The following is a 16,417-nucleotide window of genomic DNA, read 5'->3' on the forward strand; positions in this document are numbered from 1 at the left end:
CCCTCGGCCGCCCCGCGTCACCGGAACCCGGAGCCGGGCCCCGCGCCCGCCGCCGCTCCCTGTTCCCCTCTGCCGCACTCGCAAGAATGCCCCGTGCCCGGCGGGCGAGCCGCCGAGCACTCGACAGTGACGGAATTCCCTGTGATCACCACAACGGGCCTGACCAAGGTCTACCGTTCCGGAGACCGCGAAGTCACCGCCCTGGACGGCGTCGATCTGCACGTCCGCGAAGGAGAGGTGTACGGCGTCATCGGCCAGAGCGGCGCCGGCAAGTCCACCCTCATCCGCTGCCTCAACCTCCTGGAGCGCCCCACCTCCGGCACGGTCACCGTCGCCGGCCAGGAACTGACCTCCATCGCCGGCCGCGGCAAGCGCGCCAGCGCCGGACTGCGCGCCGCCCGCAGCCACATCGGAATGGTCTTCCAGCACTTCAACCTGCTGTCCTCGCGCACCGTGCAGGACAACGTCGAACTGCCGCTGGAGATCCTCAAGGTCGACCGCAAGGAGCGCTCCCGCAAGGCGCTGGAGCTGCTGGACCTGGTCGGCCTCGCCGACAAGGCCAAGGCCTACCCCGCCCAGCTCTCGGGCGGGCAGAAGCAGCGCGTCGGCATCGCCCGCGCGCTGGCCGGCGACCCCAAGGTGCTGCTCTCCGACGAGGCCACCAGCGCCCTGGACCCGGAGACCACCCGCTCCATCCTCCAGCTGCTGCGCGACCTCAACCGCAAGCTGGGCCTGACCATCGTGCTCATCACGCACGAGATGGACGTCGTCAAGACGATCTGCGACTCGGCCGCGCTGATGAAGAACGGCCGCGTCGTCGAGCAGGGCACCGTCGCCGAACTGCTCGCCACCCCCGGCTCCGAGCTGGCCCGGGAGCTGTTCCCGGTCGGCGGTGAGCCCTCCGCCGACGACCGCACCGTCGTCGACATCACCTTCCACGGCTCGGCCGCCACCCGCCCGGTGATCTCCGAGCTGTCCCGCACCTACAACGTCGACATCTCGATCCTCGGCGCCGCCATGGACACCGTCGGCGGCAAGCAGATCGGCCGGATGCGCATCGAGCTGCCCGGTCGCTTCGAGGAGAACGTCGTGCCCATCGGCTTCCTGCGCGAGCAGGGGCTCCAGGTGGACGTGGCGGACGTCGACCCCGCCGCCGCGGCGACCGCCGCCGACCCCGCCGACCGGGCGGCCACCCCGGAGTCCGCCGCCACGCTCCAGAAGGAAGGTGCCAAGTGACCTGGAACGAGATGCAGCCGCTGCTGTACGACCGCACGCTCGACACCCTCTTCATGGTGTGGTGGTCCGCGTTCTACGCGGTGCTCCTCGGCATCCCGGTCGGTGTGCTGCTGCATCTGACCGAGCGCGGCGCCGTCCTCCAGAACATCGTCGTGAACAAGGTGCTCGGCGCGATCACCAACATCGGGCGGTCCTTCCCGTTCCTGATCCTGATCGTGGTGCTGATCCCCTTCACCCGGCTCCTCGTCGGCGTCTCCATCGGCCCGACCGGCGCGGTGGTCCCGCTCGCCATCGCCGCCATCCCGTTCTTTGCGCGGCTGGTGGAGGCCGCCCTGCGCGAGGTCGACCACGGACTGGTCGAGGCCGCCCACGCCATGGGCGGCGGCACCTGGACCATCGTCTTCAAGGTGCTGCTCCCGCAGGCGCTGCCCGCGCTGGTCGCCGGCGTCACCACCCTGGTCATCCAGCTGATCGGCTACTCCGCGATCGCCGGTGCGGTCGGCGGCGGCGGTCTGGGCGACCTCGCCTACACCTACGGCTACCAGCAGTACGAGACCTCCCTGATGATCGCCACCGTGGTGGAACTGATCCTCCTGGTCACCCTCGTCCAGGTGCTCGGTGACCGCATCGTCCGCCGGCTCGCCCAGCGCGGCACCCGTGCCTCCTCCCTGCGCCGTCACCGCACCGAGGAGCCGGCTGCCGTCCCCGAAGCCGCCTGATACCGGAGCCACCCGCTCCACCCAAGAGCCCGGACCCTTTGCCGGGCGGACACCGCACATGAACCCGTGTGTGAACAAGAAAGAGGCACTCTTCGTGCGCAACACCCTCAAGATCTCCGTCGCCATCGCCGCCGCTTCCGCCGTCGCCCTCGGCGCGAGCGCCTGCTCGGCTCCCTCCGACACCACCGCCAGCAGCGACAAGGGCGACAAGAACGCCCCCCTCGTCGTCGCCGCGAGCCCCGCCCCGCACGCCGCCATCCTCGACTTCGTCAAGAACAAGCTGGCGGACAAGGAGGGCCTCAAGCTCGTCGTCAAGCCGTTCAACGACTACAAGATCCCGAACAAGGTCACCGACGACGGCCAGGTCGACGCCAACTTCTTCCAGCACAAGCCGTTCCTCGACACCTTCAACAAGGAGAACGGCACGCACATCGTGCCCGTCCAGAACGTGCTCATCGAGCCGCTCGGCGTCTACTCCAAGAAGATCGACAAGCTCTCGGAGCTCAAGGCCGGCAGCACCGTCTCGGTCCCGAACGACCCCTCCAACGAGGGCCGCGCGCTCAAGCTGCTCGCCGACAACGGCGTGATCACCCTCAAGCCCGGTGTCGGCTCCGAGGCCAAGCTGACCGACGTCAAGGACGACAAGGGCGTCAAGATCACCGAGCTGGAGGCCGCCCAGACCGCGCCGCGCATCGACGACGTCGACGCCGCGATCGTCAACGGCAACTTCGCCATCGGCGCCCACCTCAAGCCCTCCCAGGACGCGCTGGCCCTGGAGAAGACGAAGGACAACCCCTACGCCAACTTCCTCGCCGTCAAGAAGGGCAACGAGAACGACCCGCGGATCAAGAAGCTGGCCAAGCTCCTGAATTCCCCCGAGGTCAAGAAGTTCATCGAGGACAAGTACAAGGACGGCTCGGTCATCCCGGCCTTCGGCCCGGCCAAGAGCTGACCTGCTGGCGGGGAGATTCGCCGCCGGAGTGGTTCGCCGGCGGGGCGGCTTTCCCGCCGGGGCGGTTCCCCGCCGGAGCGGCCTTCCCGCCGTCCCGTTTTTTCCCCGCCGCCCACCCCCCTTCGGGGGGTGGGCGGGTGTAGACACGCAGTCACCCGTGCCCAGGTCACCGGAAGGTGTCCGTCCGCACGGGCGGCCTCGCAGGCCCCGGACGCGCCCGGCGCGCGCCCGGGGCCCACGCGCGTGCACACCCGTACGCCCATGCTGCATGCTGGTGCACTCAAGACGGTCAAGACGGCCCGTGACCTCGCGGTCTCACAGCCCGCGACGGTCCGGACACCACAGTCAACGGCGCGGGAGCAGCGGCATGACATCCACCTTTCCGGACATCTCGATCAGCACGGACCGGTTGGTGCTGCGCCCCTTCGAGGGGGCCGATGTGCCGTCCCTCACCGCGATGATGAACGACGAACTGGTCGCCGCCTGGACCGCGATACCCCAGCCGTACACCGAGGACGCCGCCCGCCGCTGGACGACCGAAAGCGCCCGCGCCGAGCGGACCGCGGGCCACGGGATCGATTTCGCGGTCACCGAGTTCCTCACCCAGCGCCTGGTCGGCGTGGTCCAACTGCGCAACACCGACTGGCGGATCCGTTCCAGCGAGATCAGCTACGTCGTCGCCTCCTGGGCCCGCGGTGAGGGGTACGCCTCCGAGGCCTCGCTCGCCGTCGCCCACTGGCTCTTCCACGACCAGAAGTTCGAACGCATCGAGTTGCGCACCGCCGCCGGCAACACCGCCTCCCAGCAGGTCGCCCAGAAGATCGGCTGCATCAGTGAGGGCGTGCTGCGCAATGCCTTCATAGCCCGCAGCCGCACCGAGGACGGCGGCTGGACGGACATCCGGACCGATCTGATCGTGTGGAGCCTGCTGCCCGAGGACCTCGAAGGGGTCCCCGGCCGCCTGGCGGACGCGAACGGATTCAGTTACCCCGAGTGGAACTGACCACGCCCGCGCTCAGGTCCGTACCGCACGCGGTAGTCTCGGCCTGCCGCGCCTCTGCGCGACCAGTGCGGACCGGCGCACCACAGCGGCACCACCACCGGCCGGCGGCCGTCCTGTCTGCCGCCCCGCCCGCGTAACCACAGCAGCCCCAGGAGACTGACGAGCATGGCCGACCGGGTCACGGTGATCGGATGGGACGGCTCTCCACTGACCGCCGCAGCCCGCTCCGCGCTCGGCGCCGCCACGCTGGTGGCCGGCGCCGCCCACCACCTCGCGCTCCCCGAAGTGCCGCCGAACGCCGAACGGATCCGGCTCGGCAGTGTGAGCCTGGCCGCCCGCCGTATCGCCCAGCACCGCGGCACCGCCGTGGTGCTCGCCGACGGCGACCCCGGCTTCTTCGGTGTCGTCCGCACCCTGCGGGCCCCCGAGCACGGCCTGGAAGTGGAAGTGGTCCCGGCCGTCTCCTCCGTCGCGGCCGCCTTCGCGCAGGCCGGCATGCCCTGGGACGACGCCCAGGTCGTGGTCGCCCACAGCCGCGATCTGCGCCGCGCGGTGAACGTCTGCCGCGCCCACACCAAGGTCGCGGTGCTCACCTCGCCCGGCGCCGGCCCCGCCGAACTCGCCCTGCTGCTCGGCGGCGTCCACCGCACCTTCGTCATCTGCGAGGAACTGGGCACCGAACGGGAGCAGGTGACCGTCCTCACATCCGACAAGGCCGCCGACCATGTCTGGCGTGACCCCAATGTCGTCATTGTCGTCGGCGGTTCGCCCGCCGGTGCCGCGGCGCAGGGCACCGGCTGGATCGCCGGTCACGAGGTCGGCCACCCGACGGGCTCGCGCGGCTGGGGACTTCCGGCGAGCGCGTACGGCGGCGCCCTGGGCGAGGGCGAGTCCGTCCAGCTGCGCACCGCACAACTCGCGCGTCTCGGGCCGCAGGTGGGCGACCTGGTCTGGGACATCGGCGCGGGCAGCGGCGCCGCCGCGGTGGAGACCGCGCGCTTCGGCGCCGCCGTCATCGCGGTCGACGCCGACCCGGACGCCTGTGGACGCACCGCCGCCCTCGCCCGCCGGCACGGCGTCCAACTCCAGGTCGTGCACGGCCGGGCGCCGCAGATCCTGGAGGACCTGCCCGAGCCCGACGTGATCCGGGTCGGCAGCGGGGGAGCGGACGTGCTCACCGCCTGCGCGGCCCGCCGTCCCGAACGGATCGTCACCCACGCGGCCACCCGCGACGAGGCCGAATCGCTCGGCCGGGCGCTGGCCGACGGCGGCTACGAAGTCGAGTGCGCACTGCTCCAGTCCGTGGACCTGGACACTTCCGTCTGGGTCGAACGCGAGCGGTCCGTGGTGTTTCTTCTCAGCGGGTATCGCGTTCCTCACCCGTGACCAGCACGGCAACCCGCGCGAGGTAGGCTGGCGGATCGTTGCGCCGCCGTTCCGCATTCGGCTTCGTGCGCCAATATCCGGAAAATTCTGCGGTTTTGGCCGAATATGAAGCTCTGGAGAGCGGACGTGCCGCGAGGCGTGCTCGCTCGTTCTAGCTATCGGGGCGTCGGCGCGCCCCGGTCGAGCGCGTCGCACGAGCGGTTGGAAGGAGCACTACCAATGGGCGAGGGGTACGCATGACCGACACCGGCCAGGTCCCGGGCGAGGGACAGCCGGAGAACGCAGGCGGACATCCCGGGCAGCCGCAGCCGGCGGCCGCTCCCTCCCCTGCCGACCCCGGACCGACGGAGCTTCCGGGCATGGTGCCCGCCCCGGGCGAATACCCCTACCTCGGCCAGACCGACGGCGTGGTCGCGGACGACGATCTGCTGATGCCCGGCGCCCAGGGCGCCTGGAGCGAGCAGCCCGCGCACCAGCCGCTCCCGCAGCCGCACGAGACCCACCATGGTGCGGACCAGCAGCCCCAGCAGGGCGCGCCGTTCGACGCGGCCGCCCAGGGGGCCACCGGCTACGAGCCGATGCCCGCCCCGGCCGGTGACCACGAGAGCGGCGGCCGGGACTCCGGTTCCGTCGACCTCAGCGCCGTCCGCATCCCCCAGCCCGCGGCCCCGCAGCCGGACCGGGCCCGCGCCGCCGCCCCCGCCACGCCCCCGCGCCGCCCGCTGCACATGGGCCCGCCCGTCCCCGACCCGACCGGCGGTGTGGTCCGTTCACTCGCCGACCGCGGCCCGGCCGAAGCGCCCGCACGGCACGCCGGACCGCCCACGGGCGGCCCCGAATACTTCGACGCCCCGGCCCCGGCCACGCCCGACGTGCCCGGCCCGGCGGCCGACGCCCAGGCCGCCGCCGACCTGCCGTACGCCGAGCAGCACACCGGGGAGGTGGCGGCGGCCGAGCAGACCTTCGCCGCGCCCTCGTACGGTGAGCAGTCCTACGGCGGGCAGTTGAACGCCGAGCAGACCTACGGCGCCGCGGGCCAGGGCCCGTTGCCCGGCCCGCAGCTCGGCGAGATCCCGTCGCAGGTGCCGCAGTGGAACGACGCCGCCGCCCAGGTCCCCGCGGCCCCGCTTGCAGAAACGGTCGCCCCCGAGGCGCCCGTCGCCCCCGCCGAGGCCGTACAGCCCGCCCCGCAGGACGCGGCGCCGCCCGTCGAACAGTCGCTCACGCCGCCGGCCGAGGACGGTGCGCAGGCCGGGGGCGGAGCTCCCGTCGCCGGGACCGCCGCCGAGGCCGGGCAGGAAGCGCAGGCCGTGGTGCCGCTGCCGCCGCAGGACGGCGCTGCGGACGCGGTGACGGATGCGGCAGCGCCCGGTCAGGAGGGAACGGCCCTGCCGGAGGGCGCTGTAGTGGAGGGCGTCGCGCCGGAGGCCGTCATGGCGGATGTTCCCGCTGCGGACGGCGCCGTGGTGGAGGTCCCTTCGCCGGACGTCGCCGCTACGGACGCTTCCGTGCAGAGTGCCGCCGCCGCGGACCTTCCTGTGCAGGATGTCGCCGCGCCGGACGCCCCGGACCAGGACGCCCCCGTGCAGGACGCTCTCGGCCAGGCTCCCGCCCCGGACGCCCAGCAGCCCGAGGCCGTTGCCGCCGAGGCTCCCCAGCAGCCCGCCGACCAGGGCGCGCTCGCCGAGCCCGAGGCGCAGGCCCCGGCACAGCCCGCCGACGTCCCCGCCCCGGCCCCGTCCGACGCGCCCGGCCAAGACTCGGCGCCTGCAGGGGAACAGCCGGTGACCGACGCCCCCGCCGAGGCCCCCCAGGCACCCCGGAACGAGCAGCCCGCCGAGCAGCCCGAGGCCACCACCGAGCCCGTCGCCACCGAGGCCGAGCCGGCCCCCGTTGCCGCCGAGGCCCAGCAGGACCCCGCCGCCCCGGCCGAGCCCCAGCCGGAGCCCGCGGCCGCCACCCCCGCCCCGGACCAGGCCCTCCCGGCCGACGCCAGCGACGCCACCGCCGACGCCCCGGTGGCCGAGCCCGTCGCCCCGCTGTCCGACACCGCCCCCCAGGGCCCCGCCGCCGTACCCGCCACCGACGACGGTGTGCCTCAGGAACAGGCCGTCATAGAGCCGCCCGAGGCGCAGCAGCAGCCGGCCGCCGGACAGCCGCAGCCCGGCACCCCCGCGGACGCCGCGGGGCAGCAGACCGCCGAGGATCCCGCCCCGCAGGACGCGGCGCCGCCCGCCGAACAGCAGCCCGCAGCGGCCGCCCCGGACGACGCCGACAGCCCCGCCGAGCCGAACGCCCTCGCGGCCGAGGCCACCCCCGGCGAGCCCGCCGAGGACGCCGCGCCCGCCGCCGAGCCCGCGGAGGCCACGCCCGACGCCCCCGCCGAGCCGCTCGCCGAAGCCCGGCCCGTCACCGTCCACATCCCGGCCCAGGCGTCCGGCGAGCACACCCCCGTGGACGCCCCGGCCCCGCAGACCGCGGCCCCCGACGCCGAGCCCACCGCCGACGCCGACGAGACGCCCCAGCAGCAGGACGCCGCCGCACTCGTCCAGCTCGGCGAGGGCCAGGACGAGGACGAGGGCGAGGACGGCGACCAGCCGCAGGCGGCGGACCCGCAGGACCCCGCCGCTACGCCCGACGTCGCCGACGGCCTGCTGTCCCCGGCCGCCGGGTACGACGACTCCGAGCGCGCCGCCGTCCACCGCGTGATCCGCGAACGCCGCGACATCCGCAACGGCTTCCGCGGCGACCCAATCCCGCACGATGTGCTGCTGCGCGTCCTGGAGGCCGCCCACACCGCCCCCAGCGTCGGCCACTCCCAGCCCTGGGACTTCGTGGTCATCCGCTCGGACGAGACCCGCGAGAAGATGCACCGGCTCGCGATGGCGCAGCGCGAGGCGTACGCCAAGTCGCTGCCCAAGGCGCGCGCCAAGCAGTTCCGCGAGCTGAAGATCGAGGCGATCCTCGAAACGCCGGTGAACATCGTCGTCACCGCCGACTCCACCCGCGGCGGCCGCCACACCCTCGGCCGCCACACCCAGCCGCAGATGGCCCCGTACTCCTCCGCGCTCGCGGTCGAGAACCTCTGGCTCGCCGCCCGCGCCGAGGGCCTGGGCGTCGGCTGGGTCAGCTTCTTCGACGAGCGGGAGATGGTCCGCGAACTGGGCCTGCCCGAGCACCTCGAAGTCGTCGCCTACCTGTGCATCGGCTATGTCGACGAGTTCCCGGCGGACCCCGAGCTGCTCCAGGCCGGCTGGTCCAAGCGCCGCCCGCTGTCGTGGGTCGTCCACGAGGAGACCTACGGCCGCCGCGCGCTGCCCGGCGAGAGCCCGCACGACCTCCTCCAGGAGACCCTTCAGGGCATCCGCCCGCTGGACGCCAAGGCACTCGGCGAGGCCTGGGAGCGGCAGAAGCGGATGACCAAGCCCGCCGGGGCGCTGGGCATGCTGGAGATCATCTCCGCGCAGCTGTCCGGACTGTCCCGCAAGTGCCCGCCGCCCATCCCGGAGCCGGCCGCCGTCGCGATCTTCGCCGGTGACCACGGTGTGCACGCCCAGGGCGTGACCCCCTGGCCCCAGGAGGTCACCGGCCAGATGGTCGCCAACTTCCTGGGCGGCGGCGCGGTCTGCAACGCCTTCGCCAACCAGGTCGGCGCCGAGGTCTGTGTCGTGGACGTCGGTGTCGCGGGCGATCTCCCCGCCACCCCCGGCCTGCTGCCGCGCAAGGTCCGCGCCGGCACCGCCGACTTCACGGCGGGCCCGGCGATGACCCAGGAGGACGTGCTCAAGGCCATCGAGGTCGGCATCGACACCGCCCGTGACCTCGTCGCGGCCGGCAACAAGGCGCTGCTCACGGGCGAGATGGGCATCGCCAACACCACCACCTCCGCCGCGCTGATCGCCGTCTACACCGGTGTCGACCCGGTCGAGGTCACCGGCCGCGGCACCGGCATCAACGACGAGACCCACGCCCGCAAGGTCGACGTGGTCCGCCGCGCCCTGGAACTGCACCAGCCCGACCCGGCCGACCCCATCGGCGTCCTCGCCGCGATCGGCGGTCTGGAGCACGCCGCCCTCGTCGGCCTGATCCTCGGCGGCGCCTCGCTGCGCACCCCGGTGATCCTCGACGGGGTGAGCGCCGGCGCCGCCGCTCTGGTGGCCCGCGCCATCGCCCCCGAGGCGCTGGCCGCCTGCATCGCCGGCCACCGCAGCGCCGAGCCCGGCCATGTCGCGGCCCTGAACAAGCTGGGCCTGCGCCCGCTGGTCGACCTCGACCTGCGCCTCGGCGAGGGCACCGGCGCCCTGCTCGCACTCCCCGTGGTGCAGAGCGCCGCCCGCGCCATGCACGAGGTCGCCACCTTCGACTCCGCCGGAGTGACGGAGAAGACCTGATCAGGCCCGACCTCCGCATGACCCCCGGCCCGCAGCCCCATAGGCTGTGGGCCGGGGCCGTACCGCCACCCCGGGCCGTACCCCCACCAGCCGCTCCAGAGCCGCAGCGGCTGAGCCGGTCGCCGAACCCGCACCATCCGCACAAGGAGCCGTACCGCCATGGCTGAGCACGTCGCCGAACACGCTGCCTATCCCGTCGGACTGCGGCTGTCCGGCCGCCGGGTGGTTGTCCTGGGCGCCGGCCAGGTCGCCCAGCGCCGGCTCCCGTCCCTCGTCGCCGCCGGCGCCGATGTCCTGCTGATCTCCCCGTCCGCCACCCCGTCCGTCGAGGCGATGGCCGACGCCGGCGAGGTCCGCTGGGAGCGCCGCCGCTACCAGGACGGCGACCTCGACGGCGCCTGGTACGCGCTGATCTCCACCGACGACCCGGAGGCCAACGCCGCCGCGTCCCAGGAGGCCGAGGACCGCCGGGTGTGGTGCGTACGCTCCGACGACGCCGAGGCGGCCACCGCCTGGACCCCGGCCACCGGCCGCAGCGAGGGCGTCACCGTCGCCGTGCTCACCGGCCGCGACCCGCGCCGCTCCGCCGCCGTACGCGACGCGATCGTCGAGGGCCTCCGGGACGGGAGCCTCGCCGCCCCGCACCACCGCCGCCCGCACACCCCGGGCGTCTCCCTGGTCGGCGGCGGCCCCGGCGACCCCGACCTGATCACCGTCCGCGGCCGCCGGCTGCTCGCCGAGGCCGACGTGGTCATCGCCGACCGCCTCGGCCCCCGCGACCTGCTCGCCGAACTCCCGCCGCATGTCGAGGTCATCGACGCCGCGAAGATCCCTTACGGCCGCTTCATGGCCCAGGAGGCCATCAACAACGCGCTGATCGAGCACGCCAAGGCCGGCAAGGCCGTGGTCCGGCTCAAGGGCGGCGACCCGTTCGTCTTCGGCCGCGGCATGGAGGAGGCCCAGGCGCTCGCCGAGGCCGGGATCCCCTGCACGGTCGTTCCCGGTATCTCCAGCACCATCTCGGTGCCCGGCGCCGCCGGTATCCCCGTCACCCACCGCGGCGTGGCCCACGAGTTCACCGTCGTCAGCGGCCATGTCGCCCCCGACGACGAGCGCTCGCTGGTGGACTGGCCGTCGCTCGCCAAGCTCCGCGGCACCCTCGTCGTCCTGATGGGCGTGGAGAACAGCGGCGCCATCGCCGCCAAGCTCATCGCGCACGGCCGCGCCGCCGACACCCCCGCCGCCGTCATCCAGGAGGGCACCACCGCGGCCCAGCGCCGCGTCGACGCCACCCTCGCGACCCTCGGCGAGACCGTACGGGCCGAGGGCGTTCGCCCGCCCGCGGTCATCGTCATCGGTGAGGTCGTAGCCGTCGCCCCGACCCCCAGGTAACCGATCCCCCGACGCGGCATTGGCACCCCGACACCGACAAGGCACTATCTCCCCGTGGCAGAAATCATCACCGTCGACGACCCGGACGACCCGCGGCTGGCCGATTACACCGGCCTGACCGACGTCGAGCTGCGGCGCCGGCGCGAGCCCGCGGAAGGGCTCTTCATCGCCGAGGGCGAGAAGGTCATCCGGCGGGCCCGGCACGCCGGTTACGCGATGCGCTCCATGCTGCTCTCGGCCAAGTGGGTCGACGTCATGCGCGATGTCATCGACGAGGTCCCGGCCCCGGTCTACGCCGTCACCCCGGCCCTCGCCGAGCGGGTGACGGGCTATCACGTGCACCGCGGCGCCCTGGCCTCCATGCAGCGCAAGCCGCTGCCGGCGGCCACCGACCTCCTCGCCGGGACCCGTCGCATCGTGGTTATGGAGGCGGTCAACGACCACACCAACATCGGCGCGATCTTCCGCAGCGCGGCGGCCCTCGGCATGGACGCGGTGCTGCTCTCCCCGGACTGCGCCGATCCGCTCTACCGCCGCTCGGTGAAGGTCTCCATGGGCGCGGTGTTCTCCGTGCCGTACGCCCGCCTGGAGAGCTGGCCCCGGGACCTGGCCGCCGTACGGGAAGCGGGCTTCAAGCTGCTCGCCCTCACCCCGGCCGAGAAGGCCACCGCCATCGACGAGGCCGCCCCGCACACCCTGGAGCGCGCCGCGCTGATGCTGGGCGCCGAGGGCGACGGCCTGAGCACCGGCGCCCTGCGGGCCGCCGACGAATGGGTCCGCATCCCGATGGCACACGGCGTGGACTCCCTCAACGTCGGCGCGGCCGCCGCAGTGGCCTTCTACGCGGTGGCCACCGGCCGATCGGCTTAGTGCTTGACGACCGGCTGAGCGCCTGCCGGACGGCTCAGCGTCTGCCGACCTGGGCTTGGCGCCTGACGACCGGCCGGCGCCTGCCGGAGAGGCTCAGCACCCGCCGACCGGCTCAGCGCCCGCCGGGAATATCCCCCACCCCAACCCCGTTGAGGCCCGTAAGGGGCGCCCGCACCCCCTAGGGGCTCTGTTCCCCCACCCCGTAAGGCCCCGTCACCCCCACGCCTGCGGCCGCCGACGCCGACCGATCCGCCCCGAGTCCGCGGGCCGGCCCCTGACACCCCTGGGCGGCCGCGATACCGAGCGCCACCAGCAGCGTCACCACCACGAACACGATGACGCGCTGCCGCAGCAGCCGGCGGTCGGGGCCCGGCCGGCGCCCGCCCGAGGTCGTCCGCACCGGGGTACGTGAACCGTTTCGCCCCGTGGGCTGCGCGGCCGGGACCCGTCGCCCGTTCCGCCCGCCGGTCCGCGGATTCTTGCCCGCGGCCGAGGCCGGACCGGGCGGCCGGGCCGCCGCGTCCCGCGGGACCGGGGGACGGGAGGGGTGCGGCCGCGGCGAGGAGCTGCCCGCCGTCCGGCGCTCGGTGCGCTGGCGCGCGTACTCCTCGGCCCGCTGCCCCGTTGGCCGCTCCGAGGACCGGCGCTCCCAACCGGCCCCGGCACCGGACCCGTTCTCCAGCGGCCCGCCCGACAGCCCGTGCGCCTCACGGGCCGCGATCTCCTTGAGCCGCAGCGACAGCGACAGCGTGCTGGGTCGGTCCGCCGGGTCCTTGGCCAGGCACGAGGCGAGCAGTGGCGCCAGGGCGTCCGGCACCCCGGCGAGGTGTGCCTCCTCGTGGACCACGCGGTAGAGCATGACCTCCGAACTCCCCTGCCCGAAGGGGGAGTCCGCGGTGCAGGCGTACGCGAGGGTGGCGCCCAGCGCGAAGATGTCCGTCGCCGGGGTCACCGCGGCCCCGCGCACCTGCTCCGGCGCCAGGAAGCCCGGCGAGCCGACGGCCGTACCGACATGGGTCAGCGTGCTGGCGCCGGTCGCCCAGGCGATTCCGAAGTCGATGATCCGCGGGCCCTTGGGCGACAGCAGAATGTTGGACGGCTTCAGATCGCGGTGCACCACGCCCGCGTCATGGACGGCCAGCAGTCCCTCGGACAGCGCGGCCCCGATGGAGGCGACCTCCGCCGGGGACAGCGGCCCCTCCTCGTTGACCTTGTCGTGCAGCGAGGGCCCCGGGACGTACTGCGTGGCGAACCACGGGCGGTCCGCGTCGAGATCGGCCGCGACCAGCCGGGCGGTACAGCCACCGCGGATCCGCCGGGCGGCGGAGACCTCGCGGGCGAACCGCGAGCGGAATTCCTGATCCTCCGCCAGGTCCGGCCGGATCACCTTGAGCGCCACCCGCTGCCCGCGCTTGTCCGAGCCGAGGTAGACCACACCCATCCCGCCCGCGCCGAGCCGGCGGTGCAGCCGGAACGTCCCGACGACACGCGGGTCCTCGCGTCGGAGCCGCATCATCGCCATGTCCGTCCCCTACCTGCGGTGGGGAGCCCCCTCCGCTGCCAACCGTCTGACGTGGCACAGCTTACGGATTGACGGCTCGCTGTGCTGAGAGGCCGCGCATGCGTCGGCCGGTGGATTGACCGGGGCCCCATGCGAACCTCGACGCGCGTGCGCGCTTCTTCCCGGCGGGCGGCCCGCTGTCCCACGTGCGGTCCCAATGATCCGCTGCGGAAGGGGGATTGACGGGATGTAGCGGGATCGGGGCGGGTTGGTGACGGATGCGGGGGATACGGCCGGGGCGTGGGAAGGGGCGGCGGGCCGGGTGTGGTGCGGGGGCGGGACCGCCGTGCGCGGGGGAGTGGCCGGAGTGAGCGAGGTCACTCTCAGGAGTGCCCGGGACGGTCCGTCCGACGGTTCCCCCTGGGGGATGTCCCCAGGTCCTGGGGGGCGTCTCTCCACCCAGAGGAGTACACGGGACGCGGTGAGGTCATCCTCCTGGAGGCCGCCCATTCGGTACGACGGCATGACGCCCGCGGCCGCCCGCGTGCCTAGGGTGGTTTTCAAGCGGCGGGTGGTGCACTCGTCCCCCGAGGTCAGACGCCCGCCGCCCCAGAACACGACGGGAGCGGGACGATGGCGCAGACCTCCGGGCGGAGGGTCCTTCGGGCGCAGGGGCGCAGAGTCCCCGCGGCGCTCGCGGGCCGACAGTCCGCCGGTACCCGCCATCCCCTCGTCGCGGTGGCCATGGTGCTGCCGCTGGCGATCGTTCTCGCCGTGGTCTTCGGCGGCTGGGAAGCCGTGCTGACACAGGCGTCGTCCGTGGTCGGAATGCTGGGGCGCTGAGCGTAGCGCCCCGGTCCCGGGAGAGCGGCCCGGGACGGGGGACCTCCGGCCGAAACCCCGTGGGGACGGGGGGTGCGGCGGACGGCACGACGGCCGGGCATCTGGGGAGATGCCCGGCCTTCGAGCGTTCCGGACCGCGGCCGTCCCGTTCCGCCCGCGCCGCGCGTACGATCCCGGACCGGGCCGCCCATGGCCCGCACCACCACGCACGGCGCCGCGCCGGACCCGGGGGGAACGATGGCCAACTCACTGCTCGACCGTCTGGCCGCGCTGTCCGCGACGGCGCCCCGGGACGGCGCCCCGGCACCCTCCTCCGAGGTGCTCGCCGACCGCCCCGACGGCACGGTCGTCCGCAGCGGCCGTACGGTCGCCAAGGCGCACGCCCCCGACGGCGACCCCCGCGCGCTCGCCGCCCGGCTGCGCATCGCCGCGCACCCCCTCCTGCACGGCATCCTGCTGCCCCCGCTCCCGGTCACCGCCCCCGACGGCTATCTGATCCTGACCGAAGAGGGCCGTGTGCTCACCCGCTGGCCCTACGGCAGTCCGGTTTCGCCCGACGACCCCGACGCCGCCCCCTGGGAGGACGCCGCCCGTCTGCTGGCCCGGCTGCACCGCGTCGACCTGCGCCAACTTCCCGGCCCCGTGCCGCCGATGCGCGGCCCCGCCAAGGCCGCCCGCGCCCTGGCCCGGCTGCGGACCGCACCGGTTGCCGCCGCCGGACCACCGTCCGCTCGCCCTGCACCCGGGGCGCTTTCCGCCGCTGCCGCCGCCGTCGAGCGTGCCTGGGCCACGCTGCCCCCGTGGGCCCGCGGCGAGGCCCCGCCGCCACGGGCCGGCACCCTCTGCCACGGCGATCTGCACCTGGGCCAGCTCGTCCGCCACCCCGCCGACGACGGCCCCTGGCTCCTCATCGACATCGACGACCTCGGCCGGGGCGACGGCGCCTGGGACCTGGCCCGCCCCGCCGCCTGGTTCGCCACCGGCCTGCTGGCCCCGGACCTCTGGACGCGCTTCCTGGCCGCCTACCGCGCGGCCGGCGGCCCCGCCGTGGGACCGGACGGTGATCCCTGGCCCGACCTGGAGCTTCCGGCCCGCGCACTCACCGTGCAGACCGCCGCGCTGGCCGTCGCCAAGGCCGCCACCGCCGGCCGTTCCCTGGACGAGGCCGAGACCGCGTTCGTCGAGGCCTGCGCCCGGATGACGTCTCCGCCGCAGCAGTTGGCGTCCGCCGGCCCCGGCGTAGTCTGAACGCCCCGCTGCCGGGAGGCCGTTCCGGCGGCGCCGCCGCGAGCAGTAGTGGATGACAGGAGTTGAGCGACGATGCAATGCCCCAAGTGCCATGCACCGATGCAGACATACCAGCGCAATGGTGTCCAGATCGAGCAGTGCGCCGGCTGCCGGGGGATATTCCTGGACTACGGGGAGCTGGAGGCGCTGACCCGGCTCGAATCACAGTGGGCCCAGCAGGCCCCGCCGCCACCCGCCCCGCAGGCTTACCCGGCCGCCCCCGCCTGGGGCGCCCCGCAGCACGGCCACCACGGTCATCACGGCCAGCATGGACACCACGGCCATCACCGCGGCTTCGGCCACATGCTCTTCTCCTCCTGAAACACGACCGAGGGCCGGAGCGCAATGCTCCGGCCCTCGGGATCAGGCGTGGACGATACTGGGATTGAACCAGTGACCTCTTCCGTGTCAGGGAAGCGCTCTCCCGCTGAGCTAATCGTCCGCGGGACCACGGATCCCGAAAGATCCGCAGCTGCGTGCGCGATACTGGGATTGAACCAGTGACCTCTTCCGTGTCAGGGAAGCGCTCTCCCGCTGAGCTAATCGCGCGGGACGGACACCCCGTTTCCGGGGATCCAGTGGACGATACTGGGATTGAACCAGTGACCTCTTCCGTGTCAGGGAAGCGCTCTCCCGCTGAGCTAATCGTCCTTGGAGGTGGAGACGGGATTTGAACCCGTGTAGACGGCTTTGCAGGCCGTTGCCTCGCCTCTCGGCCACTCCACCAGGAGTGAGGGGGTTCGGGAAGATCCCCCACATCGAGCGGACGACGAGACTCGAACTCGCGACATCCACCTTGGCAAGGTGGTGCTCTACCAACTGAGCTACGTCCGCAGG

12 protein-coding genes and 5 tRNA genes are annotated in these 16,417 nt (G+C 73.7%); 11 read left to right on the forward strand and 6 right to left on the reverse strand.

The genetic code is table 11. The features are described 5' to 3' along the window. Nucleotides 1-141: 141 nt before the first annotated feature. The 8 genes from AC3EUV_RS13480 to AC3EUV_RS13515 all read left to right on the forward strand — a co-directional run bounded on the left by AC3EUV_RS13480 (nucleotide 142) and on the right by AC3EUV_RS13515 (nucleotide 11,949). Complete coding sequence (locus AC3EUV_RS13480; protein ID WP_432144935.1) at nucleotides 142-1,236, forward strand: methionine ABC transporter ATP-binding protein; 1,095 nt, start codon at nucleotides 142-144, stop codon at nucleotides 1,234-1,236. Then, entirely contained in the window at nucleotides 1,233-1,955 is a 723-nt protein-coding gene (locus AC3EUV_RS13485) for a methionine ABC transporter permease (protein WP_435602985.1), read from the forward strand. The genes AC3EUV_RS13480 and AC3EUV_RS13485 overlap by 4 nt, the downstream gene beginning before the upstream one ends. A 70-nt stretch (nucleotides 1,956-2,025) precedes the next feature. Then, nucleotides 2,026-2,907 (forward strand): MetQ/NlpA family ABC transporter substrate-binding protein, encoded by an 882-nt coding sequence (locus AC3EUV_RS13490; protein WP_432144937.1) that lies wholly within the window; start codon nucleotides 2,026-2,028, stop codon nucleotides 2,905-2,907. Nucleotides 2,908-3,274: 367 nt separating this feature from the next. After that, complete coding sequence (locus AC3EUV_RS13495; RefSeq protein WP_432144938.1) at nucleotides 3,275-3,910, forward strand: GNAT family N-acetyltransferase; 636 nt, start codon at nucleotides 3,275-3,277, stop codon at nucleotides 3,908-3,910. A 165-nt stretch (nucleotides 3,911-4,075) separates the two neighbouring features. Next, a complete protein-coding gene (gene cbiE / locus AC3EUV_RS13500; protein WP_435602986.1) occupies nucleotides 4,076-5,296 on the forward strand; it encodes a precorrin-6y C5,15-methyltransferase (decarboxylating) subunit CbiE in 1,221 nt (406 codons plus the stop codon). 236 nt (nucleotides 5,297-5,532) lie between these two features. Then, nucleotides 5,533-9,687, forward strand: coding sequence for a nicotinate-nucleotide--dimethylbenzimidazole phosphoribosyltransferase (cobT, locus tag AC3EUV_RS13505; protein ID WP_435602987.1), 4,155 nt, complete (start codon nucleotides 5,533-5,535; stop codon nucleotides 9,685-9,687). Between the two features lie 159 nt (nucleotides 9,688-9,846). Then, on the forward strand, nucleotides 9,847-11,079 hold the full coding sequence (gene cobA, locus AC3EUV_RS13510) for a uroporphyrinogen-III C-methyltransferase (RefSeq protein ID WP_435602988.1): 1,233 nt from the start codon (nucleotides 9,847-9,849) through the stop codon (nucleotides 11,077-11,079). Nucleotides 11,080-11,133: 54 nt separating this feature from the next. Further along, nucleotides 11,134-11,949 (forward strand): TrmH family RNA methyltransferase, encoded by an 816-nt coding sequence (locus AC3EUV_RS13515; protein ID WP_435602989.1) that lies wholly within the window; start codon nucleotides 11,134-11,136, stop codon nucleotides 11,947-11,949. A gap of 178 nt (nucleotides 11,950-12,127) precedes the next feature. On the opposite strand, the gene AC3EUV_RS13520 is transcribed toward AC3EUV_RS13515, so the two are convergent. Next, nucleotides 12,128-13,471, reverse strand: coding sequence for a serine/threonine-protein kinase (locus AC3EUV_RS13520; protein ID WP_435602990.1), 1,344 nt, complete (start codon nucleotides 13,469-13,471; stop codon nucleotides 12,128-12,130). Between the two features lie 612 nt (nucleotides 13,472-14,083). Between AC3EUV_RS13520 and AC3EUV_RS13525 the strand changes: the two genes are divergently transcribed. The 3 genes from AC3EUV_RS13525 (at nucleotide 14,084) to AC3EUV_RS13535 (ending at nucleotide 15,901) form a co-directional block, all read left to right on the forward strand. Continuing rightward, nucleotides 14,084-14,293: a hypothetical protein gene (locus AC3EUV_RS13525; RefSeq protein WP_042156975.1), complete on the forward strand. Its 210-nt coding sequence runs from the start codon at nucleotides 14,084-14,086 to the stop codon at nucleotides 14,291-14,293. A gap of 237 nt (nucleotides 14,294-14,530) precedes the next feature. Then, nucleotides 14,531-15,541, forward strand: a complete 1,011-nt coding sequence (locus tag AC3EUV_RS13530; protein ID WP_435603069.1) for a phosphotransferase family protein — start codon at nucleotides 14,531-14,533, stop codon at nucleotides 15,539-15,541. Nucleotides 15,542-15,613: 72 nt separating this feature from the next. After that, the gene (locus AC3EUV_RS13535; protein WP_432144945.1) at nucleotides 15,614-15,901 is read left to right on the forward strand and encodes a TFIIB-type zinc ribbon-containing protein; all 288 of its coding nucleotides are present in this window, start codon (nucleotides 15,614-15,616) and stop codon (nucleotides 15,899-15,901) included. A 49-nt stretch (nucleotides 15,902-15,950) separates the two neighbouring features. On the opposite strand, the gene AC3EUV_RS13540 is transcribed toward AC3EUV_RS13535, so the two are convergent. From AC3EUV_RS13540 to AC3EUV_RS13560, 5 genes are all read right to left on the reverse strand, one after another. Beyond that, nucleotides 15,951-16,022, reverse strand: a tRNA-Val gene (locus AC3EUV_RS13540). Between the two features lie 35 nt (nucleotides 16,023-16,057). Further along, a tRNA-Val gene (locus AC3EUV_RS13545) sits at nucleotides 16,058-16,129 on the reverse strand. 30 nt (nucleotides 16,130-16,159) lie between these two features. Further along, nucleotides 16,160-16,231, reverse strand: a tRNA-Val gene (locus AC3EUV_RS13550). A 1-nt stretch (nucleotide 16,232) separates the two neighbouring features. Next, nucleotides 16,233-16,306, reverse strand: a tRNA-Cys gene (locus tag AC3EUV_RS13555). A 35-nt stretch (nucleotides 16,307-16,341) separates the two neighbouring features. Then, nucleotides 16,342-16,414, reverse strand: a tRNA-Gly gene (locus tag AC3EUV_RS13560). Nucleotides 16,415-16,417 lie beyond the last annotated feature (3 nt).

The sequence above is a fragment of the Streptomyces sp. bgisy130 genome (assembly GCF_057708345.1).

What these genes read in the sequence shown, in the direction of transcription:
- cobA (WP_435602988.1), top strand. Translation starts at nt 9,847, where the DNA reads ATGGCTGAGCACGTCGCCGAACACGCTGCCTATCCCGTCGGACTGCGG.
- AC3EUV_RS13525 (WP_042156975.1), top strand. Translation starts at nt 14,084, where the DNA reads ATGGCGCAGACCTCCGGGCGGAGGGTCCTTCGGGCGCAGGGGCGCAGA.
- cbiE (WP_435602986.1), top strand. Translation starts at nt 4,076, where the DNA reads ATGGCCGACCGGGTCACGGTGATCGGATGGGACGGCTCTCCACTGACC.
- AC3EUV_RS13495 (WP_432144938.1), top strand. Translation starts at nt 3,275, where the DNA reads ATGACATCCACCTTTCCGGACATCTCGATCAGCACGGACCGGTTGGTG.
- AC3EUV_RS13520 (WP_435602990.1), bottom strand. Translation starts at nt 13,471, where the DNA reads ATGGCGATGATGCGGCTCCGACGCGAGGACCCGCGTGTCGTCGGGACG.
- AC3EUV_RS13530 (WP_435603069.1), top strand. Translation starts at nt 14,531, where the DNA reads ATGGCCAACTCACTGCTCGACCGTCTGGCCGCGCTGTCCGCGACGGCG.
- AC3EUV_RS13535 (WP_432144945.1), top strand. Translation starts at nt 15,614, where the DNA reads ATGCAATGCCCCAAGTGCCATGCACCGATGCAGACATACCAGCGCAAT.
- cobT (WP_435602987.1), top strand. Translation starts at nt 5,533, where the DNA reads ATGACCGACACCGGCCAGGTCCCGGGCGAGGGACAGCCGGAGAACGCA.